13 protein-coding genes are annotated in these 15,646 nt (G+C 72.7%); all 13 read left to right on the forward strand.

Annotated features, from left to right (window positions below):
- The first annotated feature begins 1 nt into the window (after window position 1).
- The 13 genes from K244_RS0114325 (at window position 2) to K244_RS0114385 (ending at window position 15,586) form a co-directional block, all read left to right on the forward strand.
- Entirely contained in the window at window positions 2-295 is a 294-nt protein-coding gene (locus tag K244_RS0114325; RefSeq protein WP_020186969.1) for a sarcosine oxidase subunit delta, read from the forward strand.
- Complete coding sequence (locus K244_RS0114330) at window positions 295-3,279, forward strand: sarcosine oxidase subunit alpha family protein (RefSeq protein WP_020186970.1); 2,985 nt, start codon at window positions 295-297, stop codon at window positions 3,277-3,279. Before K244_RS0114325 ends, K244_RS0114330 begins: the two co-directional genes overlap by 1 nt.
- A complete protein-coding gene (locus K244_RS0114335) occupies window positions 3,272-3,823 on the forward strand; it encodes a sarcosine oxidase subunit gamma family protein (RefSeq protein WP_020186971.1) in 552 nt (183 codons plus the stop codon). The genes K244_RS0114330 and K244_RS0114335 overlap by 8 nt, the downstream gene beginning before the upstream one ends.
- A gap of 212 nt (window positions 3,824-4,035) precedes the next feature.
- A complete protein-coding gene (locus K244_RS0114340) occupies window positions 4,036-5,391 on the forward strand; it encodes an L-serine ammonia-lyase (RefSeq protein WP_020186972.1) in 1,356 nt (451 codons plus the stop codon).
- A 42-nt stretch (window positions 5,392-5,433) separates the two neighbouring features.
- Complete coding sequence (locus K244_RS0114345) at window positions 5,434-5,622, forward strand: type II toxin-antitoxin system HicA family toxin (RefSeq protein WP_020186973.1); 189 nt, start codon at window positions 5,434-5,436, stop codon at window positions 5,620-5,622.
- A 7-nt stretch (window positions 5,623-5,629) separates the two neighbouring features.
- The gene (locus tag K244_RS0114350; protein ID WP_020186974.1) at window positions 5,630-6,037 is read left to right on the forward strand and encodes a type II toxin-antitoxin system HicB family antitoxin; all 408 of its coding nucleotides are present in this window, start codon (window positions 5,630-5,632) and stop codon (window positions 6,035-6,037) included.
- Between the two features lie 114 nt (window positions 6,038-6,151).
- The gene (locus K244_RS0114355) at window positions 6,152-7,411 is read left to right on the forward strand and encodes an aromatic ring-hydroxylating dioxygenase subunit alpha (RefSeq protein WP_020186975.1); all 1,260 of its coding nucleotides are present in this window, start codon (window positions 6,152-6,154) and stop codon (window positions 7,409-7,411) included.
- 151 nt (window positions 7,412-7,562) lie between these two features.
- Window positions 7,563-8,684: a hybrid-cluster NAD(P)-dependent oxidoreductase gene (locus K244_RS0114360; RefSeq protein ID WP_020186976.1), complete on the forward strand. Its 1,122-nt coding sequence runs from the start codon at window positions 7,563-7,565 to the stop codon at window positions 8,682-8,684.
- A gap of 174 nt (window positions 8,685-8,858) precedes the next feature.
- Window positions 8,859-10,901 carry an NADH:flavin oxidoreductase gene (locus K244_RS0114365; protein WP_020186977.1) on the forward strand — a complete coding sequence of 681 codons (2,043 nt, stop codon included), beginning with the start codon at window positions 8,859-8,861 and terminating at the stop codon, window positions 10,899-10,901.
- A 280-nt stretch (window positions 10,902-11,181) separates the two neighbouring features.
- Complete coding sequence (locus K244_RS0114370; RefSeq protein WP_020186978.1) at window positions 11,182-13,065, forward strand: DUF3483 domain-containing protein; 1,884 nt, start codon at window positions 11,182-11,184, stop codon at window positions 13,063-13,065.
- Window positions 13,062-14,261 carry an electron transfer flavoprotein subunit alpha/FixB family protein gene (locus K244_RS0114375; RefSeq protein ID WP_020186979.1) on the forward strand — a complete coding sequence of 400 codons (1,200 nt, stop codon included), beginning with the start codon at window positions 13,062-13,064 and terminating at the stop codon, window positions 14,259-14,261. Before K244_RS0114370 ends, K244_RS0114375 begins: the two co-directional genes overlap by 4 nt.
- Window positions 14,258-15,040: a hypothetical protein gene (locus tag K244_RS0114380; protein WP_020186980.1), complete on the forward strand. Its 783-nt coding sequence runs from the start codon at window positions 14,258-14,260 to the stop codon at window positions 15,038-15,040. Before K244_RS0114375 ends, K244_RS0114380 begins: the two co-directional genes overlap by 4 nt.
- A 42-nt stretch (window positions 15,041-15,082) precedes the next feature.
- Window positions 15,083-15,586, forward strand: coding sequence for a prolyl-tRNA synthetase associated domain-containing protein (locus tag K244_RS0114385; RefSeq protein ID WP_036305808.1), 504 nt, complete (start codon window positions 15,083-15,085; stop codon window positions 15,584-15,586).
- Window positions 15,587-15,646: the final 60 nt, after the last annotated feature.

Genomic DNA, 15,646 nt, shown 5'->3' on the forward strand with positions numbered 1-15,646 from the left:
CATGCTGCTGATCGACTGCCCCTTCTGCGGGACGCGCCCCGAGACCGAGTTCCGCTGCGGCGGCGAGGCGCACATCGCGCGGCCGGCCGATCCCTCCGCGCTCGACGACGGCGCCTGGGCGGAGCACCTGTTCGTGCGCTCGAACCCGCGCGGCCTGCACGCGGAGCGCTGGATCCACGCCCACGGCTGCGGGCGCTGGTTCAATGCCGTGCGCGACACCTTCACCGACCGCTTCGTCGAGACCTACAAGGCCGGCGAACAGCCTTCCCACCCCATCGACGACGCGAGGGCGTGATGGCTCAGCCGCACCGTTTGCCGCAGAGCGGCCGCGTCGACCGCGCGACGCCGATCCGCTTCACCTTCGACGGCCGGACCATCGAGGGCTTCGCCGGCGATACGGTCGCCTCGGCGCTGCTCGCGAACGGCGTCCATCTGGTCGGCCGCTCGTTCAAGTACCACCGGCCGCGTGGGATCCTGACCCATGGCTCCGACGAGCCAAGCGCGCTGCTGCAGGTCGATCGTGGTCCGGGCAAGATCGACCCGAACAACCGCGCGACCGTGGTCGAGGCCCGCAACGGCCTCGCGACGACGTCGCAGAACCGCTGGCCGTCGCTCGGCTTCGACGTCGGCGCAGTCAACGACCTGCTGTCGCCGGTGTTCGTGGCCGGCTTCTACTACAAGACCTTCATGTGGCCGCGGTCGTTCTGGGACAAGGTCTACGAGCCGGTGATCCGCGCCGCCGCTGGCCTGGGCGTCGCGCCCCAGGTCCCGGACGCGGACGCCTACGCCAACCGGCACGCGCATTGCGACGTGCTGGTGGTCGGCGGCGGCCCTGCGGGCCTCGCGGCGGCGCTCGCCGCGGCGAAGACGGGCAAGCGCGTCATCCTCGCGGACGAACAGCCCGAGTTCGGCGGCTCGCTGCTGCACGAGACCGGCGCGACGATCGACGGCCAGAGCGCGGAGGCGTGGCGCGCCGCGGCGATCGACGAGCTCGACGGCTACGAGACCGTCACGCTGCTGCCGCGCACAACGGCGTTCGGCTACTACAACCACAACCACGTCGCCCTGACGGAGCGCGTCACCGACCACCGCGAGGCCCCGGCCCCCGGCGCGCCGCGCGAACGGCTGTGGCAGGTGCGCGCCGGCGAGGTGGTGCTCGCGACCGGCGCTCACGAGCGGCCGCTGGTGTTCGCCGACAACGACCGGCCGGGCGTGATGCTGGCCGAGAGCGTGCGCGTATTCATCAACCGCTACGGCGTCGCCCCCGGCCGCCGCGTCGTGTTCGTCACCAGCGGCGCCTCGGCCTATGCGGCCGCCGCCGACGCCAAGGCCGCGGGCCTCGAGGTCGTGATGGTCGACCTGCGGCCGGAGCGCGACTGCGCCGCCGAAGCCGCGGATCTGCGCCTGAAGGGCGTCGAGGTGCTGACGGGCCAGACCGTCATCGGGACCAAGGGCCGCAAGCGCGTCGCCGGCCTCGTGGTCGCGCCTTCCGCGAACGGGACCGTGGACGCCCGCCGCGTCATCGCCTGCGACTGCGTCGGCATGTCGGGCGGCTGGACGCCCGCCGTCCACCTGTTCTCCCAGTCTCGCGGAAAGCTCGCCTACGACGAGGGCCGCGACGCCTTCCTGCCCGGCGTCTCGGCGCAGGCCGAGCGCTCCGCCGGCGCGGCGGCCGGCGTCTACGATCTGGCGTCCTGCCTCGCGACCGGCTTCGCGGCCGGGGCGGAGGCGGCCGGCGCGACCGAGACGCGCGCCTTCGCGACAAGCCCGACGCGCACCGGCTTCACGCCCGTGCGCGACCTGCCGACTGACGCCGACCCGGCCAAGGTGCGCGCCTTCGTCGACTTCCAGAACGACGTGACCGCGAAGGACCTGAAGCTCGCGATGCGCGAGGGCTTCGAGTCGATCGAGCACGTGAAGCGCTACACCACCACCGGCATGGCGACCGACCAGGGCAAGACGTCGAACATGAACGCCCTCGGCATCGTGTCGAAGGCGCTCAACCGGCCGCTGCCCGCGATCGGCACCACCACCTTCCGCCCGCCCTACACGCCCGTGACCTTCGGCGCGCTGGTCGGCCCCGCCCGCGACGCGCTGTTCGACCCGATCCGCGCCACGCCGATCCACGAGTGGGCGGCGGAGCATGGCGCGGCGTTCGAGAACGTCGCGCTGTGGCGGCGCGCCTGGTACTTCGCGAAGCCCGGCGAGGACATGCACGCCGCGGTCGCCCGCGAGTGCCGGGCGGTGCGCGAGGGCGTCGGCCTCTTCGACGCCTCGACGCTCGGCAAGATCGAGGTCGTCGGCCCCGACGCCGCCGAGTTCATGAACCGGATGTACGTGAACCCCTGGACCAAGCTTGGCGTCGGCCGCTGCCGTTACGGCCTGATGCTGAAGGAGGACGGCTACATCCTGGACGACGGCGTCGTCGCCCGGATGGCCGAGGACCGCTTCCACGTCACCACCACCACCGGCGGCGCCCCCCGCGTGATGAACCACATGGAGGACTACCTCCAGACCGAGTGGCCGGACCTCGACGTGTTCCTCACCTCCACCACCGAGCAGTGGGCGGTGATCGCGGTGCAGGGGCCGAAAGCGCGGGCGACGATCGAAGGGCTCGTCTCCGGGATCGACCTCTCGAACGAGACCTTTCCGCACATGTCGGTGCGCGAGGGCGCGATCTGCGGCGCGCCGTGCCGGCTGTTCCGCGTGTCCTTCACCGGGGACCTCGGCTACGAGATCAACGTGCCGGCGGACTACGGCCGCGCGGTGTGGGAGGCGGTGTTCGCCGCGGGCGAACCCCACGGGATCACCCCCTACGGCACCGAGACCATGCACGTGCTGCGGGCCGAGAAGGGCTACATCATCGTCGGCCAGGAGACGGACGGCACGGTGACGCCGGACGACGTCGGCCTCGCCGGGATGATCGCCAAGGCGAAGAAGGATTTCGTCGGCAAGCGCTCGCTCGCCCGGCCCGACGTGGTCGCGAGCGGCCGCAAGCAGCTGGTCGGTCTCGCGACCGAGACGGCGTCGCTGGTGCTGGACGAGGGCGCGCAGATCGTGGCCGACCCCGACCAGCCGATCCCGATGACGATGCTCGGCCACGTCACCTCGAGCTACTTCAGCGCCAACTGCGGCCGCTCGATCGCGCTCGCGCTCGTCGCCGAGGGCCGCGCGCTCATGGGCCGGACGCTGCACGTCACCACGCCGACCGGCTTCGCGGCGGCGACCGTGTGCGATCCGGTGTTCTTCGACGCCGAAGGAGGGCGCATCCATGCTTGACCGGAGCCTCTTCGCCCGCCGAGAGCGCCCGCTTGGCGCCGCGCCGACCTCCAGCGACCGCGCCCGGGTGTCGCCCGCGCCGGCCGGCGTCCGCCTGTCGCTGCGGGTTCGCGGGGCCGAGGGCTCGAGCCGCCTCGGCCTGGGCCTCCCGATCAACCGCATGTCGGCAGACGGCGAGCGCTTCAGCGCGCGGCTCGGCCCCGACGAGTGGCTGCTGGGCGCCGGCGAAGCCGACCTCGAGGCGCTGGAGGCGGAAATCGCCGCGGCGCTTGGGGGCCGCTTCCACTCCGTCGTCGACGTCTCCCACCGCAACGTCGCGGTCGAGATCGCGGGGCCGGACGCGGCCGCGGCCCTCAACGCCGGCTGCCCGCTCGACCTCGGCGACGCCGCCTTCCCGGCGGGCTCGGCGACGCGCACGCTGCTGGGCAAGGCCGAGATCGTGCTGCTGCGGCCGACGGCGGACCCGCTCTACCGCGTCGAGTGCTGGCGCTCGTTCGCGCCTTACGTGCACGCCTTTCTTGTGGAAGCCGCCCGCACGGCGTGAGCCATCACGCCGCGGCATAGGCAGCGTCGTCCCCCGGCTTGTCCGGGGGATCCAGGCCGGAGCGTAGAGCGGCGGATCGGAGGCGCGCCCCCTCGGACAAGCCGGAATGACGGCTCAGTCGCCCGCGCAACTTTTTTGCTGCAGCGCGGCACGCGCCCCATCTTTCGTCTAAGACTGACGTCAACGCCGCTTCGTCGGAGAGACCCCGCCTCGTGATCAGCGCCTTCGATCTCTTCAAGATCGGCATCGGACCGTCGAGCTCCCACACGGTCGGGCCCATGATCGCCGCGCGCAATTTCCGCATTCGGGCCGCGAAACGCGGCAGCGTCGCGCGCCTTCGGGTGGAGATCTTCGGCTCGCTCGCCTGGACCGGCCGCGGCCACGGCACCGACGTCGCGCTGTGCCTCGGCTTTCTCGGCCACGAGCCTGCGACCGTCGATCCGGACGAGGTCGAGGCCCACATGGCCGCGCTGAGGCGCGCGAACAGCGTCCAGATCGGCCCAGCACATGTGGCGTTCAATCCCGCGACCGACGTGATCTTCGAGATGAAGGAGCTGCTGCCGCTCCACACCAACGGCATGCGCTTCCGTGCCTACGACGCCGCCGGCGCGCTGGTCGACGAGCAGATCGCCTACTCGATCGGCGGCGGCTTCGTCGTGAGCGACGGCTCAACCGCCGCCGAGTGCGCCATCGTCTGGCCGCAGCCCTTCGCCAGCGGCGAGGAGCTGCTGAAGCTGTGCAAGGCGACGGGGCTCTCGATTCCCGAGCTGCAGCTCGCCAACGAATGCGCCGCGCGGCCGCGCGCGCAGGTCGAGGCCGGGCTCGACGCCATCGCCGACGCGATGTTCGACTGCATCGAGCGCGGATTGAAGCAGGAGGGCATGCTGCCCGGCGGCCTGAAGGTGCGCCGCCGCGCCCGGCGTCTGCACGAGACGCTGCAGCAGCGCGCGACGCTCAACCAGGGCCGCATGCCGCACGAGATCGTCGACTGGGTCAGCCTGTTCGCCCTCGCGGTGAACGAGGAGAACGCCTCCGGCGGCCGCGTCGTCACCGCGCCCACCAACGGCGCCGCCGGCATCGTGCCCGCCGTTCTGCGCTACCTCCGCGACTTCGGACCGGACTGGTCGCGCGAGCGCTGCCGCGAGTTTCTGCTGACGGCCACCGCCATCGGCGGCCTGATCAAGCGCCGCGCCTCGATCTCCGGAGCCGAGGTCGGCTGCCAGGGCGAGGTCGGCTCCGCCGCCGCCATGGCCGCCGCCGCCCTCACCTCCGCTTTGGGCGGCAGCCCGGAGCAGATCGAAAACGCCGCCGAGATCGCCATGGAGCACCATCTCGGCATGACCTGCGACCCGATCGGCGGCCTGGTGCAAATCCCCTGCATCGAGCGCAACGCCTTCGGCGCCAACAAGGCGATCGTCGCGGCGTCGCTCTCGCTCCGCGGCGACGGAATCCATCGCGTCACGCTCGACGAGGTCATCGAGACCATGCGCCAGACCGGCGCCGACATGCAGGCCAAGTACAAGGAGACCTCGCAGGGCGGTCTCGCGGTGGCCGTGGCGGCGTGCTGAGCGCGTTGCTCTAACCCCAGCCCTGATACATACTTATATGCAATGGACAGCCGGTCGATCATTGCGGCGCGCGCGGCCGCCGGGTGGTCTGAGGCGAACAGGGTCGGAAGCCACGTCCAGTTCAAGCATCCGACAAGGCCCGGTCGGGTGACGGCTCCGCATCCGAAGCGAGACCTGCCGCTCGGCACGCTGCGCTCGATCGAGAAGCAGTCCGGCCTGAAGCTGAGGTGAGCCCGTCATGCGCGACTACATCGCCCTGATCCACAAGGACGCGGACAGCGATTTCGGCGTCTCGTTTCCGGATCTTCCCGGCTGCGTCACCGCGGGAGCGACGCTCGACGAAGCCCGCGCCCTCGCCCAGGAGGCGCTGGCGCTTCACCTGCAGGGAATGGCGGAGGACGGCGAGGCCGCGCCCGAGCCGTCCTCGCTCGAGGTCATCATGTCGGAGCGCGCGAACCGGGACGCCGTCGCTGCGGTCATCCCCGGCCCCAAGGGCCCCGCGAAGGCGCTGCGCATCAGCGTCACCGTCCCCGAGGACCTGCTGGGCGAGGTCGACGCCTACGCCGAAGCCCACGGCTACACCCGCTCCGGCTTTCTGCAAGCCGCGGCGCGACGCGCCATGCGCGACGACGAAAGCGCGGCCTAGGCCGGTCGTCCCCCACGTCGCCCCGCCGTCAGACAATGTCGCTCGCGGGACAGCGGGGCGTCGGCCGCAGATCATAATCGCATCCAGACACGCGGTTCCTGCGGAGCTGGTCCGATGCTCGACCTGCCGACGACGCCCCTGAAATCCCTGCTGAACGAACGGCTTCCCGGGCACAGCCTGCCCGCGCCGTTCTATCTCAGTCCGGACGTGTTCGCGGCCGACATGGAGCACATCTTCGCCAAGCACTGGATCTACGTCGGCGTCGAGCCGGACGTGCCGGAGCCGGGCGACGTCGCAATCTTCGACATCGGCCAGTACTCGATCGCGGTGGTGCGCGACGACGACGGCGAGGTCCGCGCCTTCCACAACGTCTGCCGCCACCGCGGCGCGCGGCTCGTCACGGAAGAGAAGACCACCGTCGGCAACCTCGTCTGCCGCTACCACTCCTGGACCTACGACCTCACCGGCGCGCTGATCCACGCCGACCACATGGGGCCGACCTTCAAGCGCTCCTGCCACGGGCTGAAGCCGGTCCACATCCGCTCGCTCGAGGGCCTGCTGTTCGTCTGCCTCGCCGACGAGCCGCCGGCGGACTTCGACGAGATGGCCCGGCGCATGGGGCCCTACATCGCGCCCCACAACGTCCGGAACACGAAGGTCGCCTACCAGCACGACCTGATCGAGCCGGGCAACTGGAAGCTGACGATGGAGAACAACCGCGAGTGCTACCACTGCGGGACCAACCATCCCGAGCTGACGGTGCCGCTGTTCGCCTACGGCTTCGGCTTCGCGCCGGAGGAGATGGACGAGCACGACCGGGCCCAGGCCGAGCGCTACGGCTGCCTCGTCAACACCAACCATGCCGCCTGGGAGGCGGCGGGCCTGCCCTCGCGCGAGATCGACGAGCTCGACACCATGGTGACGGGCTTCCGCACCGAGCGTCTGCCGCTCGACGGCGACGGCGAGAGCCACACGCTCGACACCAAGGCCGCCTGCAGGAAGCTGCTGGGCGACCTGCCCTCGGCCAAGCTCGGCGGCCTGTCGTTCTGGACGCAGCCGAACTCCTGGCACCACTTCCTGGCGGACCACATCGTCACCTTCTCGGTGCTGCCGCTCGACGCCGAGCGCTCGCTGCTGCGGACCAAGTGGTTGGTGCACAAGGACGCGGTCGAGGGCGTGGACTACGACCTCGAGAACCTGATCGGCGTCTGGATGGCGACCAACCAGCAGGACAGCGACCTCGTGGGCCTGTGCCAGCACGGCGCGCGCAGCCCCGCCTACCAGCCCGGCCCCTACTCGCCCAACACCGAGATGCTCGTCGACAAGTTCGTCACCTGGTACTGCGGCCGCATGGCCGCGCATGTGGGGCGGTGACGGCGATGACCCAACGGCGAGGCCCCCTCACCCGGCCCCCCGGGCCGACCTCTCCCCGCTGGGGAGAGGTTACGAACGGCGCCGCAGCGCACCTCTCCCCGGCCGGGGAAAGGTCGGAGGGCGCAGCCCTCCGGGTGAGGGGCCTCTAACCATGGACGCTCTCGCCCAGCAGAAAGAGCCGGCCGCCGTCCGGCTCGATGCGCCGGCCGCGTGGGACGCCGAGGCCGACGACGCGCTGGTCTGCCGCGCGGTCCGGGCCGAGACCCACGACGTCAAGACCTTCGTGTTCGCCGCCCGCGAGCCCCGCCGCTTCGCGCACCAGCCCGGCCAGTTCCTCACCTTCGCCTTCGAGATCGGCGGGGAGACCGTCCACCGCTGCTACACCATCTCCTCCGCGCCGACCCGGCCGGACACGGTGGCGATCACGGTGAAGCGCGTTCCCGGCGGGCCGGTCTCGAACTGGCTGCACGACGCCGTGAAGCCCGGATCGGTGGTCCGCGCCGTAGGCCCGATGGGCGACTTCTCCTGCTTCGCGCACCCGGCGAGGAAGTATCTGCTGCTCTCCGGCGGCTCGGGCGTCACGCCGATGATGGCGATGGCGCGCACCTTCCACGACCTCGCCGAGCCGCGCGACGTCGCCTTCGTGCACTCCGCCCGGACGCCCGCCGACATCGTGTTCCGCGACGAGCTGGAGCGGATGGCGCGGCGGGACGCGAGCTTCCGCTTCACGGCCGTCTGCGAGGCGGACGCGGCCGAGGAAGCCTGGGGCGGGTTCCGCGGGCGGCTCACACTCCCCATGCTGGAGCTGATCGCGCCGGACTGGCGCACCCGCGAGGTCTTCGTCTGCGGCCCGGCCCCCTACATGACGGCCGTGAAGGCGATGCTCGCCGGCGCGGGCTTCGACATGGCCCGCCACCACGAGGAAAGCTTCGACTTCGCGGCGCTGTCGCCGGCCGACACGGAGGCCGTCGAGGCGGCCGAGGCCGAACTCGACGCGGCTCCGACCGTGCGCACCTTCCGGGTGGAGTTCGCCAAGACCAAGCGCGCGATCGACTGCCCGGAGGATTCGACGGTGCTGGACGCCGCCCGCAAGCAGGGCGTCCGTCTGCCGTCGTCCTGCGCCAAGGGCCTCTGCGGCACCTGCAAGTCGAAGCTCGTGTCGGGGACCGTCGCGATGAAGCACGCCGGCGGCATCCGCCAGCGCGAGATCGACGCGGGGATGGCGCTGCTGTGCTGCTCGAAGCCGACCAGCGACCTCGTGGTGGACCGGTGAGATGAGGGCCTCGGCCTCGCTCCCCCTCACCCGCCGCTGCGCGGCGACCTCTCCCCGCTGGGGAGAGGTGACCACCGGCGCCGTCGCGCACCTCTCCCCGGCGGGGAAAGGTCGGAGGGCGTCAGCCCTCCGGGTGAGGGGGATCTTCGCCTTGAGATCTGCGGAAACCGCCCGATGATCGCCAACGCCGACGCGCTGCTCAAGCCGCTCACCATCAAGGGCCTGACCATCCGCAACCGCGTGATGTCGACGAGCCATGCGCCCGGCTACGGCCAGGACGGCAAGCCGCAGGAGCGCTACCAGCTCTATCACGCGGAAAAGGCCAAGGGCGGCATCGGGCTCACCATGTTCGGCGGCTCGTCCTCGGTCGCGCTCGACAGCCCGGCCGCGCCCTGGAACCAGATCTCGGTCGCCGACGACAGCGTCGTGCCATTTTTCCAGCAGTTCGCCGACCGCGTGCACGCGCACGGCGCCAAGCTGATGATCCAGCTCACCCACATGGGCCGGCGCACCAAGTACGACACCGAGAACTGGTTCCCGACGCTCTCCGCCTCCGCGATGCGCGAGCCGGCCTCCCGCACCATCCCCAAGGCGATGGAGCAGGAGGATATCGACCGCGTGGTCCGCGATTTCGCCGCCGCCGCGCGCCGCTGCAAGGAGGGCGGACTGGACGGCTGCGAGGTCTCGGCCGCCCACGGGCACCTGATCGACCAGTTCTGGTCGCCGGGCGTGAACCGGCGCAGCGACAAATACGGCGGCTCGCTCGAGAACCGCATGCGTTTCGGCATCGAGGTGCTGGAGGCCATGCGCGCCGAAGTCGGCGACGACTACGTCATCGGCATCCGCATGTCGGGCGACGAGATGATCGCGGACGGCCTCTCCCACGAGGACTGCCTGACGATCGCGAGCGAGTACGCCCGGCGCGGGCTCGTCGACTTCCTCAACATCCTCGGCGGCCAGGCGCGCGACCACATCGCCCACGCCATCTCGCTGCCGAACATGAGCTTTCCCGTCGCGCCCTTCCTGTTCCTGCCCTCGGCCGTCAAGCGCGAGGTGGATGTGGCCGTGTTCCACGCCCAGCGCGTCACCGACCTCGCCACCGCCGCCCGCGCGGTCTCGGAGGGCCACGTCGACATGGTCGCGATGACCCGCGCCCACATCGCCGATCCGCACCTCGTCAAGAAGCTCTCGGAAGGGCGTGCGGACGACATCCGCCAGTGCGTCGGCGCGGGCTACTGCATCGACCGCATCTACGTCGGCGGCGACGCGCTCTGCATCCAGAACGCGGCGACGGGACGCGAGGCGACCATGCCGCACGTCATCGCCAAGGCCGACGTGCGCCGGAAGGTGGTCGTGGTCGGCGCCGGGCCGGCCGGCCTCGAGGCTGCGCGCGTGGCCGCCGAGCGCGGGCACCACGTCGTTCTGTTCGAGAAGGAGCCGCTCGCCGGCGGCCAGATCGGAATCGCGGCCAAGGCCGGCTGGCGCGAGGCGCTGTCCGGCGTCACGCGCTGGCTGGTCGGCCAGGTGACCAAGCTCGGCGTCGACCTGCGGTTCGGGACGGCCGCGACCGAGGCGGCGATCTTGGCGGAAAATCCCGACGTGGTGATCGTCGCGACCGGCGGCCTGCCGTCGCGCGGTGCCGCCAAGGGCGCGGCGGAGCACGCCGTAACCACCTGGGACGTGCTGACCGGCGCGGTCGAACCGACCGGGTCGGTGCTGCTTTACGATGAGATGGGCCAGCACAACGCCGCCTCGACCGCGGAGCTGCTGGCGAAGCGCGGCTGCCTCGTCGAGCTCGCGACCCACGACCGCATGGTCGGCGAGGAACTCGGCGCGACGAACCAGCCGGTCCACCTGCGCGAGCTCTACAAGCTCGGCGTGATCCTGACGCCGAACATGGAGCTGATCGAGATCTACCCGGAAGGCAACCGCCTGGTGGCCGCGCTGCGCAACACCATGACGGACGCCGAGGAGGAGCGCGTGGTCGACCGCGTGGTCGTCGAGCACGGAACATTGCCGGTGGACGCGCTTTTCTTCGGCCTCAAGAACGGTTCGGTGAACCAGGGCGTGCTCGACCAGGCCGCGATCGTGCGCGGCGAGCCGCAGCCCTACGACCTCACCAAGGGCTATGCGCTCTACCGCGTCGGCGACGCGGTCGCGGGCCGCAACATCCACGCCGCGATCTACGACGCGCTGCGGCTGTGCAAGGACCTGTGAGCGCCATGGCGCGCGGAAGCGGAACGACCGCCATCATGGCCGCAGCGCCGGGCGCCGGGCGCCTGACGCGCGCTTCTTCCCCCCTCCCCCTTGCGGGGAAGGGCCGGGGGTGGGGGTGGTCCAGAACCCGGCGCATCGGGTGGGGCGCATGGCCCCGACGGCTCGCCGCATCCTGCGCCACCCCCACCCTTACCCTCCCCGCAGGGGGGAGGGAGGCGGCGACGTCGCGCTCGTCTGGCGAGGCCGTCGCTCGCGTCGGCTTGGATCGCGGCGAACGGCCATGACCTACGCCCTCCCCGCCCTGGTCGTCGCCATGGTCGCGCTCGCGACCGTACAGACGCTCAGGCGCGCGGCGTGGTGGCGGCTCGGCGCCGCGGCCCCGGTCGCGTGGGGGCCGGGGCTGCTGGCGCTGCCGAAGCGCTACCTCGTCGACGTGCACCACGTGGTCGCCCGCGACGCTTACGCCTCGCGCATGCACGCGGTGGTCGCCGGCGGGCTTATCGTCGCCACGCTGCTCGCCGCGCTCGCCCTCCTGCCGCCGCTGGGCGGCAGCCGCATCTACTGGGCCGTGGTCACGCTCGCGTTCGGCGTGACGGCCGTGGGCTCGGTGCTGGTCGGCGCGCGGCGCTACCCGAAAAAGCCGAAGCGGCTCTCGGGCGGCGGGTTCCAGATCCTGCCGTTCCTGCTGCTGGCCTACGCCTTCGGCGGCCTCGCCGCGGCGCTGCCGCTCGCCTTCGGCGTCGAGTCCGCACCGGCGCTCGTCTCCGCCGTCGCGCTCGCGGCGGGCGGCGGCCTCGGCCTCGCCTACGAGGTCCGCAGCGGCCCCATGCGCCATGCGGTCGCCGGCGCGCTGCACCTGATCGCGCATCCGCGACCGCGCCGCTTCGACGGCGGCGCGCCGGACGCCGCGCTCGCCCCCCTCGACCTCGACGCCCCGCGCCTCGGCGTGGAGACCCCGGCCGACCTCGCCTGGAACCGGCTGCTCAGCTTCGACGCCTGCATCCAATGCGGCCGCTGCGAGAGCGCCTGCCCGGCCTTCGCCGCCGGCCAGCCGTTGAATCCGAAGCGCCTGATCCAGGACCTCGTCGCCGCCGGAACCGCCGACGAACGCGCCTACGCCGGCAGCCCCTACCCCAACGCCCGCAAGACCGCGGCGCCCGCCGAGCCGTTGTTCCGCATCATCGGGCCCGACGCCCGCATCCACCCCGACACGCTGTGGTCCTGCACGACATGCCGCGCCTGCGTGGAGGAGTGCCCGATGATGATCGAGCACGTCGACGCCATCGTCGCGCTGCGCCGGCATCAGACGCTGGAGCTCGGCGCCCTCCCGCCAAAGGCCGCCGCCCCGCTCGACAACCTGCGCGGCGCGGAAGAACCCGGCGGCCGGCCGCTCGCCGCCCGCGTGGACTTCGCGGCGGGCGTTCCCCTGCCCGTCATAGGCGAGCGCGAGGTGGACGTGCTGCTGTGGCTCGGAGAAGGCGCCTACGACCTGCGCTACGGCCGCACGCTCCGGGCGCTGGCGAAGCTCCTGCACGCGGCGAAGGTCGACTTCGCGGTGCTGGGCGCGCAGGAGCGCGACACCGGCGACCTCGCCCGGCGCTTGGGCGACGAGGCTACCTACCAGACCCTCGCCCGCGCCAACGTCGCGACGCTGGCGCGGCATCGGTTCAAGCGGATCGTGACCTCCGACCCGCACGCGCTCCACGCGCTGCGCAACGAGTACAGGGCCTTCGGCGCATCCTATGAGGTCGTCCACCACACCGCCTTCCTGCTGCAGCTCGTCGAGCAGGGGCGGCTCGCGCCCGGCGCGCTCGGCGGGGCCAGCGTCACCTACCACGACCCCTGCTACCTCGGCCGCTACAACGGCGAGACGGAAGCGCCCCGCAAGCTGCTCGACCGCCTCGGCCTCGATCGCGTGGAGATGGCCCGCCACGGCCGCCGGTCCATGTGCTGCGGCGGCGGCGGGGGGGCGCCGGTGAGCGACATCCCCGGCGACGCCCGCATTCCCGACATCCGCATGGCCCAGGCCGCGGAGACCGGCGCCGGGATCGTCGCGGTGGCGTGCCCCACCTGCACCGCGATGCTGGAAGGGGTCACGGGCCGGACGGCGGAGGTGAAGGACATCGCCGAGCTGCTGCTCGCGGCCGTCGAGGCCGGCCGGTGACCCGCGCCCGCCGCGATCCGAGAGCCGAAAGGGCGGCCTCCGCACGCCCCGGCGCCGCCCGGCCGCGTTTCGACCTGTTCGCGCGCGACGCCGGCGGCCGCCCGCGGCGCGACCCGCGAACGGAGACCGTCGCGCAGCGCGTGGCCGGCCCCGCGCGCCTGCGGCTGGACCGCACCCAGACCGGCCGCGCGGTCGCGGCGCTCGCGCCGAGCCGCGCCGAACCCGCCGCCCCTCCCGCGCCGACGACCGTCGTCATGGAGGCCCCCGCGTTCCTCGTGGCGGTGGTCCCGGATCTTGCCGGCGGCCGGCTTTCGCCACACGACCGCCAGCTCTTCGGCGCCGCGCGCGTCCTCGCGGGCAAGGAGGGGGGCGTCGTCGCGCTCGCCGTCGAAGACTGCGTGGAGCTTGGAGCCGCCGGCGCCGACCGGACCGCCCGCGTCACCGGTCCAGACGGCTACGATCCCGAGGCCCGCGCGGCGACGATCGCCAACGCGATGGAGGCCCTGAACCTCCGCCACGCGCTCTTTCCCGAGACGCCCGAGGGCGGCGATCTCGCCCGCCGCGTCGCCGTGCTCAGCGGCGAGGCGCTGTTCGCCGACGTCGAGATGGTCTCGGCCGCCGCGCTGATGCGGCCCGCGCGCGGCCGGCGGGTGGAGCAGCGGGCGGCGCCGGCGCGCCTGATCACGCTCGCGGCCGACGCGGTCGCGCCCTACGCCGGCGACCCGCGCGAGGCGCGCGACGAGCCGCTCGAGGCCTTCGCCGCGCCCGCCCGGGCGATCCTCTCCGCCGAACGCGTCCCGGCGGACCCCGCGCGCACCCCGCTCGCACTCGCCGACTTCGTGGTGTCCGCGGGGAACGGCGTCACCGATCTCGACGCCTTCCGCACGGCGGCCGCGGCGCTCGGCGGCACGCCAGGCGCGAGCCGCGTGCTGTGCGACGCCGGGCTGATGCCGCGGGATCGCCAGGTCGGCGCCTCCGGCACTGTGCTCTCCGCCACGTGCTATCTCGCGCTCGGGATCGCGGGGGCGCCGCAGCACCTGCAGGGCGTCGCCGGCTGCGAGCACGTGGTCGCGGTCAACACCGACCTGCACGCCGCCATGGTGGAGCGCGCGGGCCTCGCCATCGTGCAGGACGCGCAGTTGGTGATGCCCGCGCTGCTCGCGGAGCTCGCGCGCGAGCGGGAGGAGACGGCGTGAAGGTCGCGATCCTCCTCTCCGCCGGGCGGCACCCGGTCTCGGGCCGCGGCGTGACGCCCCGGCTGGAAGCGCAGGCGATCCGGCTTGGCGAAGCCCTCGGCCCCGCGCGCGGCCTTCACGCCGGCCCCGACGCGGACGCCGCCGCCGAGGCGCTCGGCCGCGGTCTGTCCGAGATCGACCACGTGACCGTCGACGCCGGCGCCGACCCGGTCCCCGCGCTCGCCGCCGCCTTGCGCGTCTCCGCGCCGGACGTCGTGCTCGCCGGGCGGCGCGGCCAGGGCGGCGACGAAACGGGGCTCGTCCCCTACGCCCTCGCCCGCGCGCTCGGCGCGACGCTGGTCCCCGACGTGGTCGCGGTCCGGCCGGGCGACGCGGCGGGGACGCTGGAGGTCGAGCAGGCGCTGCCGAAGGGGGCCGCCCGCCACGTCGTCGTGCGGCTGCCCGTGGTCCTCACCGTGCACCCGGCGGCGCCCGAGCCGCGTCCTTACGCCTTCGGGCAGGCCCGCCGCGGCCGCGTCGTCCGGCTGGACGTGGCGGCCGAACCCGCCGCCGCTCCGGCGCCCGGCGTCGACGAGAAGCCCTACCGCGCGCGTCCGAAGATGATGCGCGGCGCGCCGGCGGGCGGCAGCGCCGCGGACCGCCTCAAGGCCGCTACCGGCGGCGGGGAGGCGGCGCAGGCGAATGTGATGGTGTCGCCCGAACCGCGGGAGGCGGCGCGCGCGATCCTCGCCTATCTCCGGCAGGTCGGCGTGTTCGCGCCGCCGCCCGGCGGCGGCTGACGCGTCAAGGACTTTCGTCCCGTCATTTCAGAGTTGAAGACCATGGCAACGCCCGACGACCTGTTCGCCAAGCTTGCGGAACTCGGCCTCCCGACCGAGACGCGCACGCATGCGCCCGTGCTCACGGTCGAGGAGATGATGGCGGTCACCGGCGATCTGCCCGGCGCCCACACCAAGAACCTGTTTCTGCGGGACGGGAAGAAGACCTTCTTCCTCGTCACCCTGCGCCACGACCAGCCTCTGGACCTCAAGGCGCTCCGTGGCGTCATCGGCGCCCGCGGCGGCCTGTCCTTCGCGTCGGCGGAAGCGCTTGAGGAGCATCTCGGCGTCAGGAGCGGCGCGGTCTCGCCGTTCGCGGCGCTCAACGACGCCGGCGGCGCCGTGCGCGTCTGCCTCGAGGAGGCGCTGATGCGCGCCGGGACGATCAACGTGCACCCGCTGACCAACGACCGCACCACCGCCATCGCGCCCGCGGACCTCGTCCGCTTCCTGGCCGCGACCGGCCATGAGCCGCTGACCTTCAGCGTCGGCGCCGCCGAAGCCTGACGCGCCTGCGGGCGGGACAGCGTTCCCGCTGCGCGCTAGCTTTTGCCGCAGGCGCCGGCA

Origin of the sequence: Methylopila sp. 73B, assembly GCF_000526315.1 — a bacterium.
In the GTDB taxonomy this organism is placed as follows: Bacteria; Pseudomonadota; Alphaproteobacteria; order Rhizobiales; family Methylopilaceae; genus Methylopila.